Origin of the sequence: Allobosea sp. (assembly GCF_030695125.1) — a bacterium.
Lineage (GTDB): Bacteria > Pseudomonadota > Alphaproteobacteria > Rhizobiales > Beijerinckiaceae > Allobosea.
The window spans coordinates 114,279-132,599 of the sequence record NZ_JAUYTP010000045.1; the positions used below are offsets into that span (position 1 = coordinate 114,279).

24 protein-coding genes and 1 other RNA gene are annotated in these 18,321 nt (G+C 68.5%); 7 read left to right on the forward strand and 18 right to left on the reverse strand.

The genetic code is table 11. The features are described 5' to 3' along the window. Positions 1-129 precede the first annotated feature (129 nt). A complete protein-coding gene (gene ftrA / locus Q8S38_RS16645; RefSeq protein WP_305681491.1) occupies positions 130-1,107 on the reverse strand; it encodes a transcriptional regulator FtrA in 978 nt (325 codons plus the stop codon). A gap of 83 nt (positions 1,108-1,190) precedes the next feature. Between ftrA and Q8S38_RS16650 the strand changes: the two genes are divergently transcribed. Continuing rightward, positions 1,191-1,622, forward strand: coding sequence for a rhodanese-like domain-containing protein (locus Q8S38_RS16650; protein ID WP_305681492.1), 432 nt, complete (start codon positions 1,191-1,193; stop codon positions 1,620-1,622). Positions 1,623-1,673: 51 nt separating this feature from the next. Here Q8S38_RS16650 and tolB read toward each other — a convergent pair whose 3' ends face one another. The 4 genes from tolB to tolQ are packed head-to-tail and all read right to left on the reverse strand — an operon-like array spanning position 1,674 to position 5,428. Next, positions 1,674-3,035, reverse strand: coding sequence for a Tol-Pal system beta propeller repeat protein TolB (tolB, locus tag Q8S38_RS16655; RefSeq protein ID WP_371125908.1), 1,362 nt, complete (start codon positions 3,033-3,035; stop codon positions 1,674-1,676). A 2-nt stretch (positions 3,036-3,037) separates the two neighbouring features. Beyond that, positions 3,038-4,231 (reverse strand): cell envelope integrity protein TolA, encoded by a 1,194-nt coding sequence (gene tolA / locus Q8S38_RS16660; protein ID WP_305681493.1) that lies wholly within the window; start codon positions 4,229-4,231, stop codon positions 3,038-3,040. A gap of 28 nt (positions 4,232-4,259) precedes the next feature. Then, positions 4,260-4,706, reverse strand: coding sequence for an ExbD/TolR family protein (locus tag Q8S38_RS16665; protein WP_305681494.1), 447 nt, complete (start codon positions 4,704-4,706; stop codon positions 4,260-4,262). An 11-nt stretch (positions 4,707-4,717) separates the two neighbouring features. Next, positions 4,718-5,428 (reverse strand): protein TolQ, encoded by a 711-nt coding sequence (gene tolQ / locus Q8S38_RS16670; protein ID WP_305681495.1) that lies wholly within the window; start codon positions 5,426-5,428, stop codon positions 4,718-4,720. Positions 5,429-5,752: 324 nt separating this feature from the next. Here tolQ and Q8S38_RS16675 point away from each other — a divergent pair, with 324 nt between their 5' ends. Next, complete coding sequence (locus Q8S38_RS16675) at positions 5,753-6,205, forward strand: Rrf2 family transcriptional regulator (protein ID WP_305681496.1); 453 nt, start codon at positions 5,753-5,755, stop codon at positions 6,203-6,205. Continuing rightward, positions 6,202-6,909 (forward strand): class I SAM-dependent methyltransferase, encoded by a 708-nt coding sequence (locus tag Q8S38_RS16680; protein ID WP_305681497.1) that lies wholly within the window; start codon positions 6,202-6,204, stop codon positions 6,907-6,909. Before Q8S38_RS16675 ends, Q8S38_RS16680 begins: the two co-directional genes overlap by 4 nt. 109 nt (positions 6,910-7,018) lie before the next feature. Here the strand turns inward: Q8S38_RS16680 and Q8S38_RS16685 are convergent, their stop codons facing one another. After that, positions 7,019-7,468, reverse strand: coding sequence for a DUF2852 domain-containing protein (locus Q8S38_RS16685; protein ID WP_305681498.1), 450 nt, complete (start codon positions 7,466-7,468; stop codon positions 7,019-7,021). 47 nt (positions 7,469-7,515) lie between these two features. Between Q8S38_RS16685 and Q8S38_RS16690 the strand changes: the two genes are divergently transcribed. Further along, on the forward strand, positions 7,516-7,785 hold the full coding sequence (locus Q8S38_RS16690; protein ID WP_305681499.1) for a hypothetical protein: 270 nt from the start codon (positions 7,516-7,518) through the stop codon (positions 7,783-7,785). Between the two features lie 47 nt (positions 7,786-7,832). Here Q8S38_RS16690 and Q8S38_RS16695 read toward each other — a convergent pair whose 3' ends face one another. Further along, entirely contained in the window at positions 7,833-8,486 is a 654-nt protein-coding gene (locus tag Q8S38_RS16695; RefSeq protein WP_305681500.1) for a TetR/AcrR family transcriptional regulator, read from the reverse strand. Positions 8,487-8,528: 42 nt separating this feature from the next. After that, positions 8,529-8,933, reverse strand: coding sequence for a tol-pal system-associated acyl-CoA thioesterase (ybgC, locus tag Q8S38_RS16700; RefSeq protein ID WP_305681501.1), 405 nt, complete (start codon positions 8,931-8,933; stop codon positions 8,529-8,531). Between the two features lie 155 nt (positions 8,934-9,088). On the opposite strand from ybgC, the gene Q8S38_RS16705 reads away from it, so the two are divergent. Next, complete coding sequence (locus Q8S38_RS16705; protein ID WP_305681502.1) at positions 9,089-9,595, forward strand: hypothetical protein; 507 nt, start codon at positions 9,089-9,091, stop codon at positions 9,593-9,595. Positions 9,596-9,629: 34 nt separating this feature from the next. On the opposite strand, the gene Q8S38_RS16710 is transcribed toward Q8S38_RS16705, so the two are convergent. The 6 genes from Q8S38_RS16710 to ruvC form a co-directional block, all read right to left on the reverse strand. Next, on the reverse strand, positions 9,630-10,178 hold the full coding sequence (locus Q8S38_RS16710; protein ID WP_305681503.1) for a DUF3828 domain-containing protein: 549 nt from the start codon (positions 10,176-10,178) through the stop codon (positions 9,630-9,632). After that, positions 10,175-10,399 (reverse strand): type II toxin-antitoxin system HicB family antitoxin, encoded by a 225-nt coding sequence (locus tag Q8S38_RS16715; protein ID WP_305681504.1) that lies wholly within the window; start codon positions 10,397-10,399, stop codon positions 10,175-10,177. The genes Q8S38_RS16710 and Q8S38_RS16715 overlap by 4 nt, the downstream gene beginning before the upstream one ends. Then, positions 10,396-10,656 carry a type II toxin-antitoxin system HicA family toxin gene (locus Q8S38_RS16720; RefSeq protein WP_305681505.1) on the reverse strand — a complete coding sequence of 87 codons (261 nt, stop codon included), beginning with the start codon at positions 10,654-10,656 and terminating at the stop codon, positions 10,396-10,398. Before Q8S38_RS16720 ends, Q8S38_RS16715 begins: the two co-directional genes overlap by 4 nt. Position 10,657: 1 nt before the next feature. After that, entirely contained in the window at positions 10,658-11,704 is a 1,047-nt protein-coding gene (gene ruvB, locus Q8S38_RS16725; RefSeq protein WP_305681506.1) for a Holliday junction branch migration DNA helicase RuvB, read from the reverse strand. Further along, positions 11,701-12,318 (reverse strand): Holliday junction branch migration protein RuvA, encoded by a 618-nt coding sequence (ruvA, locus tag Q8S38_RS16730; RefSeq protein ID WP_305681507.1) that lies wholly within the window; start codon positions 12,316-12,318, stop codon positions 11,701-11,703. The genes ruvB and ruvA overlap by 4 nt, the downstream gene beginning before the upstream one ends. Positions 12,319-12,483: 165 nt before the next feature. Then, on the reverse strand, positions 12,484-12,996 hold the full coding sequence (gene ruvC / locus Q8S38_RS16735; protein WP_305681508.1) for a crossover junction endodeoxyribonuclease RuvC: 513 nt from the start codon (positions 12,994-12,996) through the stop codon (positions 12,484-12,486). Positions 12,997-13,185: 189 nt separating this feature from the next. Between ruvC and Q8S38_RS16740 the strand changes: the two genes are divergently transcribed. Beyond that, positions 13,186-13,965 carry a sulfite exporter TauE/SafE family protein gene (locus tag Q8S38_RS16740; protein WP_305681509.1) on the forward strand — a complete coding sequence of 260 codons (780 nt, stop codon included), beginning with the start codon at positions 13,186-13,188 and terminating at the stop codon, positions 13,963-13,965. A 119-nt stretch (positions 13,966-14,084) separates the two neighbouring features. Here Q8S38_RS16740 and Q8S38_RS16745 read toward each other — a convergent pair whose 3' ends face one another. Further along, positions 14,085-14,828 carry a YebC/PmpR family DNA-binding transcriptional regulator gene (locus tag Q8S38_RS16745; protein WP_305681510.1) on the reverse strand — a complete coding sequence of 248 codons (744 nt, stop codon included), beginning with the start codon at positions 14,826-14,828 and terminating at the stop codon, positions 14,085-14,087. A 259-nt stretch (positions 14,829-15,087) separates the two neighbouring features. On the opposite strand from Q8S38_RS16745, the gene Q8S38_RS16750 reads away from it, so the two are divergent. Next, positions 15,088-16,452, forward strand: coding sequence for a globin-coupled sensor protein (locus tag Q8S38_RS16750; RefSeq protein ID WP_305681511.1), 1,365 nt, complete (start codon positions 15,088-15,090; stop codon positions 16,450-16,452). 33 nt (positions 16,453-16,485) lie between these two features. Here Q8S38_RS16750 and Q8S38_RS16755 read toward each other — a convergent pair whose 3' ends face one another. The 3 genes from Q8S38_RS16755 to ssrS form a co-directional block, all read right to left on the reverse strand. After that, positions 16,486-17,310, reverse strand: a complete 825-nt coding sequence (locus tag Q8S38_RS16755; protein ID WP_305681512.1) for a TIGR00282 family metallophosphoesterase — start codon at positions 17,308-17,310, stop codon at positions 16,486-16,488. Between the two features lie 242 nt (positions 17,311-17,552). Continuing rightward, entirely contained in the window at positions 17,553-18,137 is a 585-nt protein-coding gene (locus Q8S38_RS16760) for a 5-formyltetrahydrofolate cyclo-ligase (protein ID WP_305681513.1), read from the reverse strand. A gap of 10 nt (positions 18,138-18,147) precedes the next feature. After that, positions 18,148-18,304: non-coding RNA, 6S RNA (gene ssrS / locus Q8S38_RS16765), on the reverse strand. Positions 18,305-18,321: the final 17 nt, after the last annotated feature.

The following is an 18,321-nucleotide window of genomic DNA, read 5'->3' on the forward strand; positions in this document are numbered from 1 at the left end:
GCGCGGGTCCATGGCATATATCGAAAAACGTGCAGTGCCGGCGCCTTGCTACGCTGCGTCGGCGTCATGATGGGTGTTCGCGCGGGCGCCGAGCGGTGACAAAGCAGCGAGCCGCCGGCGAGGAGCCTGTCACACGCTGGCGGGCGCACTGCCGGCGAAACGCGCCCGGTATTCGCGCGGGCTGATTCCGATGCGCCTGCGGAAATGATGACGCAGCGTGTCGGGCGAGCCGAGGCCGACAGCCAGCGCGATGCCGTCGATGCCGAGTTCGCCCGCGACCAGCAGATGTTTCGCCGCCTCGACGCGCTCGCCGGTCAGCCAGTCGCCCGGCGCCGAGCCGGTGGCGTCCCTGAAGCGGCGCAGGAAGGTGCGCAGGCTCATGCGGCACTCGAGGGCCATGTCCTCGACCGTCCAGGACAGGTGCAGCTGCGCGCGCAACCTGTCGAGCAGGGGCGCCACCTCGGCGTGGCGGTGCCGGGGCACGGGCCGCTCCAGGAACTGCGCCTGCCCGCCGGTGCGATGGGCGGGCATCACGAGGCGGCGCGCCACCGAATTGGCCGCCTCGACTCCGAAATCCCGCCTGACGATCTCGATCAGGAGATCGATGCCGGCGGCGCTCCCGGCCGAGGTGAAGATGCGCCCCTGCGCGCGGTAGAGCGAGGCATGGTCGACCTCGATCTCCGGATGCCCGGCGCGCAGGGCCTCGGCATAACGCCAATGCGTCGTCGCGACCCCGCCGTCCAGAAGACCCGTCGCCGCGAGCACGAAGGCGCCCGAGCAGATCGAGGCGAGCCGGGCGCCGCGGGCGTGGGCCTGCCGCAGGCGCTGGCACAGGGCTTCCGGCACCGGCTCACTGGTGACCTTCCAGCCGGGCACGACGATGAGATCGGCCTCGTCGATCAGCTCCGGGCCGTGCTGCGGCGTCAGTACGAAACCGCCATGCGCCCGCAGCGGCCCGTCCTCGATCGCGCAGCTGGCGAAACGGTACCACCCCTCGCCCATCTCCGGGCGCGGGAGTCCGAAGATCTCCGCGACGATGCCGAACTCGAAGGTGCAGAGTCCGTCATAGAGCAGCGCGACGACGAGAGGGCCGGTCGTGTTTGGCATGATATGCCCGTACTCTGTCATTCACGCCAATTGCAAGCGGGCCGCGCGGTTTGCGAGATGAGCGGGTCGAACAGGAGCCCGCCATGACCACTGCCATGACTACTGCCGCGACCACCACGGCCGTGACTGCCGTCCCCGCCGCCCCCAGCGATCTCGCCCGCGCGCATTTCGCCGCCGAATTCACCTTCGAGACCGATTGCTGGGATGTTCACGACGCGCTGTCGAAGCAGCCCGACTTCGTGCTGCTGGACGTCCGTAGTCCCGCGCTCTTCGCCCGCGGCCATGTGGCCGGCGCGATCAACCTGCCGGTGGGCAAGATCGTGCGCTCGAAGCTCGAGGACTGGGCGCAGGACACGGTCTTCGTGACCTATTGTGCCGGTCCGCACTGCAACGGCGCCGCCAAGGCCGCCTTGCGGCTGGCGGAGCTGGGGCGTCCCGTCAAGATCATGGCCGGCGGCATCACCGGCTGGATCGACGAGGGCTTCGCCGTGGTGTCCGGCGCAGCGGCGGACTGAGCCTCGTCGCGTCACCGCCCCCGGCGGGCGGTGACGATTGGGCTTCGCGCCTCAGCGCGCCGCGGTCAGGAGTGGCGACCAGGTCGGGTCGGAGGCGAAGGCGGGCGTCGGCACCGGCACTTCGACGCGGCCGGTGATGTCGACCATGTAGAGCTTGCCGCCGGACTGCCCGCCCGGATCGCGGAAGAACATGATGTACTGGCCGTTGGGCGCCCAGTTGGGCGCCTCGTTGTGGAAGCCCTCGGTCAGCAGCCGCTCGCCCGAGCCGTCGGAGCGCATCACGCCGATGGCGAAGCCGCCGCCGGTGCGCTTGGTGAAGGCGATCAGGTCGCCGCGCGGCGACCAGGAGGGCTGCGAATAGGAGCCCTGGCCGAAGGACAGGCGCTTGCCCTCCCCGCCGCCGGCGCCCATCAGATAGAGCTGCTGCGAGCCGCCGCGGTCGCTCTCGAAGACGATCTGCGTGCCATCGGGCGAATAGGATGGCGAGGTGTCGATCGCCCCGGTCGAGGTCAGCCGCATCGTCGTGCGCGAGCCGATGTCGATGGCGTAGAGATTGGCGTTGCCGCCCTGCTGCAGGCTGAGCGCGATCCGCGCGCCGTTGGGCGCAAAGCGCGGGCTCGAGGTCATGTCGGGGAAGTTGCCGACGATCTGGCGCTGTCCGGTCTCGATGTTGAGCACATGCACGCGCGGCTGCTCGCCGAGCCGCTGCGACATGTAGGTCACCTCCTGCGACACCGGCGAATAGCGCGGCGTCACCACCGAGACCGAGCCGTCTGTGAGATAGCGCACATTGGCGCCGTCCTGATCCATGATGGCGAGCCGCTTGCGGCGGTTCTCCTTCGGGCCGGACTCGTCGACGAAGACGACGCGGGTGTCGAAGAAGCCGCCGACGCCGGTGATCTTGGTGAAGATCGCATCCGAGATGATGTGGCCGACACGCCGGGCGTTGTTGGGGTCGGTGAAATACTGCTGGCCGTCGGTCTGTGTGCCCGTGGTCACGTCCCAGAGCCGGAACTCGGCCTTGATCCGGCCCGAGCCGTCGCGCGAGACGCGCCCCGTCACCAGCGCCTGGACGCCCGCGGCCTTCCAGGAGGTGAACTCGGGGGCCGCATCGAAGGGCGGATTCTTGTCAGGGTGGCGCGCCTTGTCGATCGGCGCGAAATAGCCGCATCGCTTGAGGTTGTTGGCGACGACGCCGGAAACCAGCACGCCCCCCTCCCCGGCGAAATCGGCGATCGCGATCGGCAGCGGCTGGAACGAGCCGCCGCGCAGATCGATGACGAGTTCGGCCCGGGCCGCCGCAGGCCTGAAAGCCACCGCAGCGGGCACGAGCAACGAGGCGCCGGCGAGCGCCAGCAAGCGGCGGCGCGAAGGCGCGGCCGGCAGGAGCGGAAGAGGATTGCGGTCGATCAGGGTCACAGCACGTCCCTTGCGTCGAAATTGACGACGACATCGCGCCAGTCGTCGTAATAGGCGGTGAATTGAGCCGGGATGCGCAAAGGCGCGCAGCGGCGGGTGGCCGTCAGGGCCGAGTTGGCCGCGACGGCGAAAAGCGGGTCAGACGAAGCGTTCACGACGCCGGGCTGCCCGATCAGCGAACCATCCGTGTTCAGCTTCATGCGCACCTGCGGCACCACCGCGACGCGCGCATTGGCGAGCGCGATCGGGACGTTCCAGCATTTCATCAGCTGGTCCTGGATGATGCCGACCAGCTGGCCGCGCAGCGACGGGCTGAGCTTTTGCGACGAGCCCCGCTCCGTCCCCAGCGAGGCGGTGCGGTTGACCTGCGGCGCGGCGGACCCGGTGGACTGGGCCTGCTCCTTCGACTGCAGCAGCCGGGCGATGTCGCTGGGATTGAAGTTCTTGGCGATCTCGGCCTCGCGTTTCGCCTTGGCTTCGGCCTCCTGCTTCGCCTTGGCGGCGGCGGCGACCTTGGCCTTGGCCTCGGCCTCGGCCTTCGCCTTGGCGGCGAGTTCAGCCTTCTCCCGGGCGGCCTCGGCCGCTTCGGCCTTGGCCTGGGCTTCCGCCTTGGCCTTGGCCGCGGCTTCGGCGCGGGCGTTGGCATCCGCCTCGGCCTTCGCCTTCGCGGCGGCCCGGGCAGCCTCCTCGGCCTGCTTCGCGCGGGAGGCGAGTTCGGCCTGCTCGGCGAGCTTGGCCTGTTCCTCGCGCTTCTGCTCGGCGATCTCGGCCGCGCTGGGGCCGGCCTTCTCGGGCGCCTTGACCGGCTCGGGCGGCTTCTGCTCGGGCTTCGGCAGGTTTGCGGCGCGCGACGGCGGCAGCGGCGCCGAGGCATTGTCGTCGGCGGTCTTGAGTTCGGCCGGGCGGCTGGGCGGGGCGGGCGCGTCCTGCTTGGCCTCGCCCGCCTCCTTGCGCTCGACGATCTCGGCCTTGCGCTCGGCGCGCTGCAGAGGCTGCTCCTGCACCTTCTCGGCCTTGCGCTCGCCGCGCGTAATCTGGTTCAGCTCGCTGGCGTCGATCATCTCGACGGCGATCGCCTCCTGATTGTCCGGCAGCGGCACGGGCGACGAGAACGCCAGCAGCCCCGCGACGAGAAACGTCGCGTGGCCGAGCGCCGACACCACCATGCCCGGTTCGGAGGAAAGCTTCACAGCGCGCGGATCCTCGCTCTCATCATGCTCAGCGCGACGGCTCGGTGACGAGCGCGACCCGCTTGAACCCCGCCGAGGTGATCGTCGACATCACCGAGGCGACCCGGCCGTAATCGACCATGCGATCGCCCCGCACATAGATGCGCTCGTCGAAGCCCTGCTTCGCCAGGCCCTGCAACTTTGCGACCAGATCAGGCTCCAGCGTCGGCTGGTCCTGCAGGAAGATCTGGCCCTTGCCGTCGATGGCGATGGTGATCGGCTTCTGGTCGACATTGATCGGCTTGGCGCCGGTCTGCGGCAGGTCGAGCGGCACGCCGGTCGCGATCAGCGGCGCCGCGACCATGAAGATGATCAGCAGCACCAGCATCACGTCGATGAACGGCGTCATGTTGATTTCGGCGATGGCCGCGTGACGCCGGTTTCGCCGGCCGCGCCGACCGCCGGACTTCGCCCCGGATGCTGCGGACATGCCCATCGCTCAGCCCCTCACGCCGCCAGCCGCTCGTCGATCTGCCGCGACAGGATCGCGGAGAACTCGTCGGCGAAGGCTTCCAGCCGGCTCGAGGCCTTGGCGACCTCGGCCTGCAGCTTGTTGTAGGCCATCAGCGCGGGAATCGCGGCAAACAGGCCAATGGCCGTGGCAAACAGCGCCTCGGCAATGCCGGGCGCCACGACGGCGAGCGAGGAGTTCTTGGAGACGGCGATGGCGGTGAAGGAGTTCATGATGCCCCAGACCGTGCCGAACAGACCGATGAACGGCGCTGCCGACGCGATCGTCGACAACACCAGCAGCTTGGATTCCAGCCTTTCGGTCTCGCGCTGGATGGTGACGTCGAGCACCTTGTCGATGCGCTGCGACAGGCTGGCGACGGAGCGCCCGCCATTCTCGAAGGAGCGCTTCCACTCGCGCATCGCCGCGACGAACACGGCCGACATGTCGGAGACCGGCTTGGCGGCGAGTTCGCGATAGAGCTCTTCCAGCGAGCGGCCGGACCAGAACACCTCCTCGAAGGCGTCCATCTCCTTGCGGGTGCGGCGGTAGAGCATGGTCTTGTCGACGATGATCGCCCAGGACCAGACGGACGCCGCCAGCAGGCCCATCATCACCAGCTTCACGACGATATGGGCGTGCCAGAACAGGCTCCAGAACGACATGTCGATCTGCGGCGCAGCTTGCGCGACGTCGGCGGGGTTCATCAATGTCATCCTTTTGCCAGGCGGCCCGCGCCGGTCTCCCGGCCACGCCCCGCCACACGCCCCGCAGGTGACCCCGCGACGCCGCCCGATCCGCGATCCGGGGAAATGCCGTGGCCCTCAATCGCCTTTGAATCCGGCGAAAGATGGGCGCAAAACAGGGTTTCCTGCGAAACGCATGCGCGCGATCGAGTTAAGCCTCCGGCAAGGTTAATGCCGGGTATACGCGCGCGCCTGAGGCGAGCCTTGCCTGCAACGGACGGGGCGCCCCGCCCGTCGTGAAGGGCCGGGATTGCCTTCCTCCCATCACGCAACTATAAAAGTTACATGAAAAGCGACAGCCGCCTGTCGGGCGTCCTCCATGTCCTTCTGCATATGGCGCAATCGTCCGGTCCGGTCACATCCGAGACGCTGGCTCGCGCCATGCGGACCAACCCGGTCGTCGTCCGACGGGTCATGGCCGGCCTGCGCGAGCGCGGCTACGTCCGCTCCGGGAAGGGGCATGGCGGCGGCTGGACCCTTGCGCGGGATCTCGCCGAGATCAGCCTGAGAGACGTGCATGAAGCGCTCGGCGATCCGACCCTGCTCGCGATCGGCCACCGGAGCGACGAGCCCGGTTGTCTGGTCGAGCAGGCGGTCAATGCTGCACTTGCCGACAGCTTCCGCGAGGCAGAGGCGTTTCTGCTCGCGCGTCTCGGCGCGATCACGCTGCAGATGCTGAGCGCCGATTTCCATGCGCGCCTTGCGCGGCGAACCAGCCCAGAAAGCTCATGCCCATGACGACCGGACCGACGCAGGGCGCTCGCCCTGTCCTCGACAGTTTCCAGAACCATGACGCCATCGCCGGCTATGCTGAGGGTCCGCCCCGGTTCGTCCCGGGTTTCGAGGCGCTGCACAGCATGACGGCCATCCTGCTCGCGGAGAATGCTCCGGCCACGGCACGCGTTCTGGTGCTGGGGGCCGGCGGCGGGCTCGAACTGGAGGCCCTCGCGCTCGCCCATCCGAACTGGAGCTTCGTCGGCGTCGATCCGGCGCAGCCGATGCTCGATATGGCGAGCCGCAGGCTGGGGCCGCTGATGGAGCGCGTCGAACTGGTTCACGGTTACATCGATGATGCGCCGCCCGGTCCGTTCGATGCGGCGGCCTGCCTGCTGACGCTGCATTTCCTCGGCGCGCGAGAGCGCCTTCGCACCGTGCAGGCCATCCATGCCCGGCTGAAACCGCGCGCGCCGTTTGTGGCCGCGCACCTCAGTTTCCCGCAGGCCCCGTCGTCGCGAGCGAACTGGCTCGCGCGATACGCCGCCTATGCCGTCGCATCGGGCGCCGATCCGCATCTCGCGGCCCGTGCGCAGGACGCGGTCGCGACACATCTCGACACGCTCGAGCCGAGTGAGGACGAACGCATTTTGTGCGACGCCGGATTTTCCGAGGTGGCGACCTTTTACGCCGCTTTCACCTGGCGCGGTTGGATCGCCCGTGCTTGAGGGAAACTGCGGCTGAAAGGAAGCGCGCGCTTCCGCATGTGCGAAAACGCCCGCCCCGGTTTCCCGGGACGGGCGCTTGGTTCAGGCTGGCGTGTCGATCCGGCAGAGTTCAGCCGGCGCTGGCCTGCGGCTCGGCGCCGTTGCCGTTGCCGCGCCGGTCGGCCATGAACTGGTCGAACTCGGCCTTGTCGCGCGCCATCCGCAGACGGCCCAGAAAGTCCTGGAACTCCTTCTGCTCGTCCTCGAGACGGCGCAGCGTCTCCTGACGATACTCGTCGAAGGCGTGGTTGCCGCTCGACGGGCCGCGGCTCCAGCCGCCGCCGAAGCCGCCCTGGCCCGCGCCGCCCATGCGCTCCTTGAGGCGCTCCATCTTGCTTTGAAGACGGTTCATCCGATGTTCGTAGCGGTTGGCACCGCCCATTCCGCAACCCATGCGTCCACTCCAGAACAGAAAGGCCAGAGTCGCCAGACCCAGCGGCCAGAACACGACGAAGCCGAGAACCGCGAAGGCGATCCAGGCTCCCTTCCCATATTCATCGAGCTTCTCGACGATCGGCATTGGTCCCTCACCATGACAGAGCGTGAATGTAAATCACATTTACATAAATGGATGCAGGCTGGCGGTTTGTCAAGAACCACGCGCCAGAACCGCGCGAAGATCAGTTTGCGACAAGGGGTGAGCGTCCGCCCAGGCGCGAATCCGCCGTGGCGGCGCGGGGTCTGCTCAGCTACAACCCCGTCATGACCCGCATGCTGACCGTCATCCTGGGCCTCCTGACCCTGTCCGGCTGCGTCACGCCGCGAACCAATGCCGATCAGGGGCTTTGCGAAAGCGAGACGGGGCGGAACGGCAAAATCAGAATAATCTGCCACTGAGACCTGGCGTGGCGGCGACTACGCCGTGACGCGGGGCTCGACATCGTTCACGGGCTCGCGTCCTTGCCGGCATTCAGCCCAAGCCCCTGCAGATAGATCAGCATGCCGGCCTCGAGCAGCTCGGCCGCCGACATCGGCAGCGGCCGGCGCCCGCCATCGGCCCGGCCGAACAGCGCGGCGACGCCATGCGACATCGACCAGACATGCAGCGCCATCATCAACGCCGGCGGGCGCTTGCCCACCGGCAGCAGCGCGATCAGCGCCTCGGAGGCGGAGCGCAGGTTCTGGAAGGCGCGGTCGGCCGCCATCCGCAGTTCGGGGCTGGCATCGAGCGAGACGCCCGCCTCGAACATCGCCGAGTAGTAGGCCGGCTCGTCATGCGCGAAGGCGAGATAGGCGCGGCCGAGCCGGTGGAAGGCGGCTTCGGGATCGGGCCGGCCCTGGTCCCAGGCCCGCGCCAGCGCCGCCTCGAACACGACGAAGCCGCGCGCCGCGACATCGGCCAACAGGTCGTCGCGGTCGCGGAAATGCCGGTAGGGCGCAGCCGGGCTCACGCCGGCGACGCGCGCGGCCTCGGCGAAGGTGAAGCCGTTAGGCCCCTTCTCGCCAATCAGCCCGAGCGCGGCGCGCACCAGCTCTTCCTTGAGGTTGCCGTGATGGTAGCCGCGCGGCGCGTCCGGCTTGTCGCGTTTCCAGCTCATGTGACGAGCGCTAACATGGCCCCGCCCGGCCGTCGATCACAGTCAGTCGGCGATCCCCAGCCGCTGCCGCAGGCCATCGGGAATCCGTCGCGCCCGGCCGCCGCCGACGCAGGCGACCTTGACCTGCGCCGTGACCAGGACCTCCTCGCCGCGCAGCACGCGCTGCTCGACATCCATCGTCGCGCCCCGCGCCGCGACCGACACCGTCTCGATCGTCAGAAGATCGTCCATCACCGCGGGCCTGAGGAAATCGATCGTCATGCGGCGGACCGCAAAGCCCAGCGCGGTTTCGCCGTCGAACAGTTCCCGCTGCGCGATGCCCAGCGACCGGATCAGCTCCGTGCGCCCGCGCTCCATGAAGCGCAGATAGGAGGCGTGGTAGACGACGCCGGAGAAATCCGTGTCCTCGTAATAGACGCGGACGGAGAGGCTGTGTGAGGCGGTCATGGCTTCGGACAGGGAAAAGCGGCGGGAGCGCAGAGCTTTAAACCGCGCGCAAGCGGCGGCATAGTGGCCTGGGACCGACCGCCGCGCCGGGGAACACACCCGCGCGGGGAATGTTGATCCAGGGAGACCGCAACCACAAGAAAAGGGAATTCCGCATGTCGCTCTCGACCAAGCAACTCGAACGCGTTCTCGACAAGGACGAATGGGACCTCGTCGCCCGCACCCGCAGCCGCGCGATCGGAGACGTGCCCGACACGGACCTTCGCGATCTCGCGAAGAATTTGCGGGATCGCCGCGACAAGGCCCGCGATGTCGCCCGTCGCCAGCGCCGCGAGTTCCGCGGCAAGGTCGCGCCGCAGGGCGCCGCCGCTTCCTCGGACAACACGGGCACCAAGGCCAAGGCGGACGCCCTCACGGTTGCGCTCAAGCGCGTCGGCGCCGAGCAGACCCGCCGGGCCGAGAAGCTGCGTCAGCCGAGCCAGCGCTCGCTGGCCCGCAAGGCACTGGCGATGAAGATGCGCAAGGAAGCGCTGCAACGCCCGCTCAGCCGCACCGGCGACGAGGGCATGCAGCCGATCGTCAATCGCAAATCGGCGAAGTCCGGCGCGCTCGACCATGCCGGACAGCGCTCGGCCATGCACCGGTCCAAATTCGCGCGCTGATCGCGCGGGATCCGAACCCCAAGCCCTGCAAGCTCTACCGCTTGCAGGGCTTCTTCATGAAGGATCCGCACTCATAGGGCTGCGACAGCAGATCGCGCACCGCATAATCCTGGCCATCGACGCGGTTGACGATGTCGTCGATCTTCCAGGCCCCGCCCTCTTCGACCATGCGGAAGCGCACGCTGACAGGCTGCCGGAAGCTGCGGAACGAGGCGGTGACGAGCGCCTTTCCTCCGGCGGGAGCCGCGGTGACCGTGACCTTGAGGCTCTTCACCTCGCCGTCCTGACCGCTCAAGAAAGGATCGGCCCCGAGATGGCCCATCTCGCCGGCTTCCTCCTGGTAGAGCTCGTCGCGCGCGAACAGGCCCGCGAGTTCGCGGCTCATCAGCCGGTCGCGATGCGGCTTCTGCCAGGGCGCCGCGACGGGCTTGCCGCCGGAGCCGGCGGCCTGGCGGGTGGTGATGGCATAGGCCTCGCGCACCGGCGTCTCGGGACCGGCGGGGGCGGCAAGGGCTGCACCGCAGGCGGCGATCGCGAGCGCTGGCACCAGCGCCGCGAGACCACGTCTCGTCAGCGGAGTCACTCGGCGGCCGTCAGGGTGCGGGTCGGTTGTGGAACGATGCGCCCCATCTCGTTGGCGGCCTCGATCCAGCACACGATTGCGTCCTGCACGTTGAGAAGCGCCTCCTCCGCGGTCTCGCCATCCGACATGCAGCCCGGCAGATCGGGCACCGTCGCGAAATACCCGCCGCCATCGGCGGGAGAGAGCGGCTCGATGACGACACGATAGGCGAGTGGGCTCATGTCTGCCTCCTGACGCCCAACATTATCACGAGCCTCACGAAGCTGACGAGCAGGCGGATGTATTTCGGCTTGATCGGCCGACGAGCCGGGATCGTCAGGATGTCGGCAATGGCATTATGGGCGATCTTGTAATGCGACCCGCCACCGGAAGGTGGTTTGCAATCGATTCCATGCGCTCGGCACAACCGCTCGATGTCGCCGATCGTCCAGTCGCCGGCGGGGTTGCTCCGCATTCGATCGAGAAGATCGTCCGCCAACTCACGCCTCCCCGTCCCCGAACAGCCCGAACTGCGCGGCCTCGCGACTAGGCTCGGGCATCCCCAGATGCCGAAAGGCGTGCGGCGTCAGGATGCGGCCGCGCGGCGTGCGCTGGATGAAGCCCTGCTGCAGCAGGAAAGGCTCGATGATCTCCTCGATTGCGTCGCGCGGCTCCGAGAGCGAAGCGGCGATCGTCTCGATCCCGACCGGCCCGCCACTGAAATTGATCGCCACCGTCGTGAGATAGCGCCGGTCCATCTGGTCGAGACCGATCGGGTCGACATCGAGCAGCTTCAGCGCCTTGTCGGCAACGCTGCGCGTCACGATCGCGTCGCCGTCGACGATGGCGAAGTCGCGCACCCGCCGCAGCAGCCGCCCGGCAATGCGCGGCGTGCCGCGCGAGCGCTTGGCGATCTCGTTGGCGCCGTCATCCGACATCGGCACGCCGAGCACCCGCGCACCGCGCGCGACGATGCCCTGCAGCTCCTCGACGGTGTAGAACTGCAAGCGGATCGGGATGCCGAAACGGTCCCGCAGCGGCGTCGTCAGCAGGCCGGCGCGGGTGGTGGCGCCCACCAGCGTAAATTTCGGCAGGTCGATCTTGACCGAGCGCGCCGCCGGCCCCTCGCCGATGATCAGATCGAGCTGGTAGTCCTCCATCGCCGGATAGAGGATTTCCTCCACCGCCGGGTTGAGCCGGTGGATCTCGTCGATGAAGAGCACATCGCGCTCTTCGAGATTGGTGAGCTGCGCCGCGAGATCGCCGGCCTTGGCGATGACCGGCCCGGAGGTCGAGCGGAAATTGACGCCGAGCTCGCGCGCCACGATCTGCGCCAGCGTCGTCTTGCCCAGGCCCGGCGGGCCGACGAAGAGCACATGGTCGAGCGCATCGCCACGGCTCTTGGCCGCCTCGATGAAGACCTGGAGATTCGCACGCGCCGCCGCCTGGCCAGTGAAATCCGACAGCGACAGCGGCCGCAGCGAAGATTCGGCGTCGTCGTCACGCTTCTCGGCGGAGAGCAGGCCGGGGCGTTTGGGGTCGCTCACTTCGCCAGCTCCCGCAGGCCGAGCTTGATCAGCTGCGCCGTGCCGGCCCCCTCGCCCGCCTCACGCGCGGCGGCCGCGATCGCCGCCACGGCCTGCGCCTGCGGATAGCCGAGATTGGCGAGCGCCGAGACCGCGTCCGCCACCGGCTGCGGCAGCTTCCTGTCCTGGAGCGCGCCGGCGAGTTCCGCCACGCCGGGATCGACATGGCCGAAGGCCGGCGCCTTGTCCTTCAGCTCGGCGCAGATCCGCTGGGCCAGCTTGGGCCCGACGCCGGGCGCGCGCGCCACGGCCGCCTTGTCGCCGGTGGCGATGGCGGTCGCCAGCGCGCCGGGCTCGAAGGTCGAGAGAATGGCGAGCGCGACCTTGGCGCCGACGCCCTGCACCATCTGCATCAGCCGGAACCAGTCCCGCTCATTGTCGGACATGAAGCCGTAAAGCCGGATCGCGTCCTCGCGCACATGCGTCTCGATCGAGAGCACCGCCGCCTCACCCGGCTTCGCCAGCCGCTGCAGCGTGCGGGCCGAGCATTGCACGACATAGCCGACGCCCTGCACGTCGAGGATGACATGATCCTCGCCATAGGAATCGACGATCCCCTTGAGCTTCCCGATCATCGCGACACACCTCTGCCCGTCATCCTGAGGTTCGCGCAGCGAAGTCCCGGGATCCATCCTAGAGCGCAGAAGCCCTTCGATGGATCCCGGATCTGCGCGGCTTCGCCGCTTGTCCAGGATGACGCCGAGGGTGTCGCCATCTGCCAGTGCGCCATGAGCACGCCCTCACCCCACCCGCATCTGCGCGACCAGCGCGCGCATGCCGCGATGCTGGGCGTGGCAGATCGCAACCGCCAGCGCGTCCGCCGCATCGGTCGAGCGCGTCTCCGCCTTGGGCAGGAGCACGCGGATCATCATCTGGACCTGTTTCTTGTCGGCATGGCCGACGCCGACCACCGTCTTCTTGACGAGGTTGGCGGCATATTCCGCCACATCGAGCCCCGCCAGCGCCGGCACCACCAGCGCGACGCCGCGCGCCTGGCCGAGCTTCAGCGCCGATTGCGGGTCGCGGTTGACGAAAGTCTCCTCGACCGCGACCTCGTCGGGCGCATGGGAGGACACGATCCGCGTCAGCCCGTCATGGAGCTGGCGCAGCCGCTCCGCCAGCGACAGCCCGGCCTCGCTCTCGACGCAGCCGCAGGCGACGAAGCCGATCTTGCTCCCCTCCGAGACGATGACGCCCCAGCCCGTCTTGCGGAGGCCGGGGTCGATGCCGAGAATGCGAATCGGTGGGTTCATGTCGCTGATAGCCTAAACCTTGGACACGCTTTGTTCCATGCGGCGTCCTAAGGATTCCTTCCTCCTCCACACGTCGATGAACGGCGCGCATCGGTCGCATCACAGCGACGGGGGTTGTCCCGGCGCCCGCTTGCCTGTTGGTGCAGGACGACCCCTTCCCAGCCCCCCTGCTTCACCCTCCCGGACGGCATGACCGAACTGATGGCCTTCCTGTTTCCCGCGGTCTCACCGAGCGGGCTTGCCGTCCTGCTGCTGGCGACGCTGCTCGGCGGCCTCGTGCGCGGCTTCACCGGCTTCGGCTTTGCGATGGTGTTCATGCCGCTGGCCTCGATGGTGATCGGCCCGGTCGCGGCGCTCGGGCTGATCTGGTGCATCGACGCGCCCTTTGCCCTGCCGATCGCACTGCGCAACGCCAGGCAGGCCGAATGGCGCGAGGTGGCGCCGCTGCTGCTGACCGCGACGCTGGCGCTGCCCGCCGGCATCTGGCTCCTGATCTGGCTCGACCGCGAGACGATGCGCTGGATCCTCGCAGGGCTGATCTTCGCGGCCGTGGCACTGATGGCCTCGGGCTGGCGCTATCACGGCCGTCCGGGAATCCCGCTTTCGCTGGGGGTCGGCGTGCTGTCGGGGCTGTTCAACGGCATGGCCTCGATCGGCGGCATGCCGCTCGCCGTGTTCTGGCTCGGCGCCCAGCGCAACGACCGCCACAAGACCCGCGCCAATCTGCAGACCTTCTTCGGCTGCTCGACCCTGATCTCAGGCACGGTGCTGTGGTGGAACGGCATCCTGACCGTGTCGGCGCTGCTGATGGCGCTGCCGCTCTTTGCCGCCTATGGCGCCGGCATGTGGGCCGGCACCCACGGCTTCCGCCTCGCAAACGAGGCCACCTTCCGCCGCATCGCCTATGCGATGATCTTCCTGAGCGCGCTGGTCAGCCTGCCGCTGTGGGATGGGTTCGTGGGACGCTAAAGATCGGGCGCGTCATGCTCGGGCTTGCCCCGAGCATCTCGTGACGAGAGGGCTTGGGAACCTCGTCCTGCGAGAGATTCTCGGGTCTGCGCTTCGCTCCGCCCGAGAATGACGCCGCCTCACCCCAGCTTCGCCATCACCTCGTCGGAGATCTCGTAATTGGCGAAGACGTTCTGGACGTCGTCGTCATTGTCGAGCGCTTCCATCAGCCGCATCATTGAGGCCGCCTTCTCCTCGTCGAGCGGGGCCGAGGTCGTCGGCCGCCAGACCGGCTTGGCCGAGGCCGGCGCACCGAGCGCCGTTTCCAGCGCCTTCGAGACCTCGTTCAGCGCATCGAAGGCGCACAGGATGGTGTGGCCGTTCTCGTCGGAAATGACGTCGTCGGCCCCGGCCTCGATCGCGGCTTCCATCAGCTTGTCGGCATCGCCGGCTTCCAGCGGATAGGCGATCTCGCCGACGCGGTTGAACATGAACGAGACCGAGTTGCTCTCGCCCATCGCCCCGCCCGCCTTGGTGAAGTAGGAGCGCACGGCCGATGCGGTGCGGTTGCGGTTGTCGGTCAGCGCCTCGACGATGACGGCAGCGCCGCCGGGCCCGTAGCCCTCGTAGCGAACCTCGTCATAGTTGTCGCCTTCGCCGCCGGCGGCCTTGTTGATGGCGCGCTGGATGTTGTCCTTGGGCATGTTCTCGGCGCGCGCGGCCAGAACCGCCATGCGCAGGCGCGGATTCATCGCGGGGTCGGGCATGCCCATCTTGGCGGCGACGGTGATTTCGCGCCCGAGTTTCGAGAACAGCTTGGCGCGCACGGCGTCCTGCTTGCCCTTGCGGTGCATGATGTTCTTGAACTGGGAATGACCGGCCATGGAACCCTCAGCCTCTGCTGCCTTCATGAATCTGAGCGCCGCCGGGAGGGCGTCGAGCGTCCGGGGCGGGCAGACGCGCCTTATAGGCGGCGCGTTCGTCGCCATGCAAGCGATGCCGGTCGGGTGTGCGGTCCGGTGCGGAGGAAAGCCGCGGTTCGCGGGCATCGCGGCAACCCGGCGTTAAGCCCTTCTTTGCGATGAAGGAGGCTGCTCGATGCGACTGCGGCGGCCCAGCCGCCGACCGACCCTGCGGACCTGCATGATCACGACCCCCAGCATACCCATCGCCGGGCAGGAACTGCGCTTTCGTGCGTTCCAGATCGGTGAGGACGATCTTTCGGCCCTGCACCCCCATGCCGATTTTGTCCGCACCCGGCTGCCGGATCTGCTGCGCGAGATGCATGACAGCCTGGCCCCCTGGCCGGAGACGGCCCGGGCCTTCCGCATCCCCGAGGTCCATGCCCTGCGACTGGCCCACTGGGCCAAGCTCGCCGCGGGCGAGTTGGGCGAAGGCTTTCTCGATTCGGCGCATCGTCTGGCCACCGCTTTTCATCACCACGGCGTCCCCGCCTACGGCATCGCAATCGACCACGCTCTGGTCACCAACCAGATCGGCATCGAGCTCGGGATGGACCGGCTGACGCTCCAGAAGCTCGGCGGCTGGTGGAAGAGCAAGGAGCGCAACCGGCGTATCGCCGCGCGCTCGGCCCTGAACAAATGCGCCGCGCTCGATCTCGAACTGCTGCTGGAAACCTATGCGCAGGTGCAGCAGCAGAGCCGCGAGCACACGCGCACCGAGATCGCCGCCTTCGAGGTCACCGTTCGGCAGGTCGTCGGCGCGGTGAAGACCGGCGCCGGCCTGGTGCAGGCGCTGGCCGAGACCATGAACAATGTCGTTCAGGACACGGGAGCTCAGGCCCTTCTGGCCGCCCGCGCCTCCGACGAGGCCTCGGTCAACGTCCAGAGCGTCGCCAGCGCGGCGGGCCAGTTGTCGTCCTCGCTCGACCATGTCGCCATCGAGGTGACGCGCGCCGCCAGCATGGCCCACAGCGCCAATGCCGCGGCGACCAAGACCGACGTCATCGTCAAGAGCCTGGCGACCTCGGCCCAGACGATCGGCTCGATCGTCGAGATGATCCGCGACATCGCGGCCCAGACCAACCTGCTCGCGCTCAATGCGACGATCGAGGCCGCGCGCGCCGGGGAGGCCGGCCGCGGCTTCGCGGTGGTCGCGACCGAGGTCAAGCAATTGTCGTCCCGCACCGCCCAGGCGACCGACGAGATCGCCGCCCAGGTGCCCGCCATGCAGTCGGCGACGCGCGAGGCGGTCGAGGCGATCGAGAGCATCGTCGCCTTCGTCGGCCAGATGCACAACACCACGGCGACGGTTGCCAGCGCGCTCGAGCAGCAACGCTGCGCCACGCAGGAGATCGCCCGCAGCGTCGATCTCGCCGCGGTGGGCACGCAGGAGGTGGCGCAGACCGTCTGCGGCGTCAGCGATCTCGCCGCCACGGCCGGCACCAGCGTCAGCGAGGTGCTCAACCTCGCCGGCACCCTGGCGCGCGAAGCCGCCTCGCTGGCGACCGCCTTCGAAGGCCTGATGCAGCGCAGCAACGCCGCCTGAGGCGCCCCCGCCAACCCGCCGGGGCGCGCCGCCTCAGCCTCGCGCCCAGGGCGGCACGGCCTCCGCCAGATGCGGGCCCAGCCGCACCGGCCAGACCGCTTTCGCCAGCCCTGTCGAATCGTCGATCTCGACCGCGACGCCCGACAGCGTGCCCTGGCCGGTGGCGGGTTCGAGCCGCGCGCCCGGCGTCTTCTGCAGGAATCGCCGGATCGGCTCCTCCTTCTGCATGCCCAGCACGGAATCATAGTCGCCGCACATCCCGGCGTCGGACTGGTAGGCCGTCCCGCCCGGCAGGATGCGCGTGTCCGACGTCGGCACATGCGTATGCGTGCCGACGACGAGGCTGGCGCGGCCGTCGAGGAAATGCCCGGCCGCCTGCTTTTCGCTGGTCGCCTCGGCGTGGAAATCGATGATCACGGCGTCGGCCACCTCGCCGAGTGGGCAGGCCGACAATTCGCGCTCGATCGCCGCGAACGGATCGTCGAGCGCATCCATGAAGATGCGGCCCATCACATTGACCACGAGCACGCGGGCGCCGTTGCGCGCCTCGACGATCGTCGCGCCGCGCCCGGGCGTGCCCTTGGGATAATTCGCCGGCCGCACCAGCCGGTCCTGCCGCTCGATGAAGACCAGCGCCTCGCGCTGGTCCCAGGAATGGTTGCCGAGCGTCACCGCATCGGCGCCCGCCGCCAGCACCTCGTCGCAGATCGCCTCGGTGATGCCGAAGCCCCCGGCGGCGTTCTCGCCGTTGATCACGACGCAGTCGAGCTTCCACTGGTCGCGCAGACGCGGCAGGCGCTCCTGCACCGCGATCCGCCCGGGGCGGCCGACGATGTCACCGAGAAAGAGAAAACGCATGGGAAAGGGTCCGGACAAGATCGGGCCCCTCCGTCGCGCGAATGCGCCCGGGAATCAACCGGCGGTTACGCGCACGACGCTTGCCCGCACCCGGGCCGTCATCCTGGGCGAAGCGCAGCTTCGTCCCGGGATCCATCATAGGGCAGGCACCGTGGCCTTTGATGGATCCCGGCCTGCACCGCTTCGCGGCTTGTCCAGGATGACGGTTTTGTTTTTTCGGTGCCCAAGGAACGGATACGTACTCACCGGCAGGCAATCGTCTCGCGCTCGGTCACGATCCAGTCCAGCCGCTGGTCGTGCGGCTCCTCGGGCACGGCGTCGATCTCCTGCGCGGCATAGGCGATGCCGATACTGATGACCGGCGCGATCTCGCTGAGCTTGGCGTCGTAATGGCCCTTGCCATAGCCGATGCGGTAGCCGCGCCGGTCGAAGGCCGCGAGCGGCACGATCAGGATGGCAGGTACGACCTCGGGCTGGGCCGGGTCCGGGACCAGCGTTCCGAAGCCGCCGGGCATGATCGGCTCATAGGGCGCCCAGCGCCGAAACAGCATGCGCCTGGCGACGATCGCCGGCAGGCACAGCGGCCGGCCGCGTTGGTGCAGGACTTCCAGGATCGGGCGCGGATCGGCTTCCGATCGCATCGGCCAATAGGCGGAAACCGGACCGGGAGTGTCGCCGAAGACCTTGAGCGCCAGCACGCGTTCGGCGATCGCCTCGTCCCAGATCAGCCGGTCGTCGATTTCGAGCGCGTCGCGCTGCGCCAGCGCCGACTCGCGCAGGGCGGCTTTGCGAAGGGCGGTCTCGTCGGAAGAAAGCGTCTTTGTCATCGCAAGACAGTGCTGAGCCACCTCGGCCGTGGAGATTTCGATCCCGGGACACCTACTAAAGTAGGTGGGCGCCGTGTGTCCGGGTCCAGGGACCCGGTCAGGGACAGCTCCCTAGGGAGTCGTATGGGCCCGGGAATACAGTTCTCGCACGCACCAGGCAGCCCAGCCAGATCAATGTAGGGAA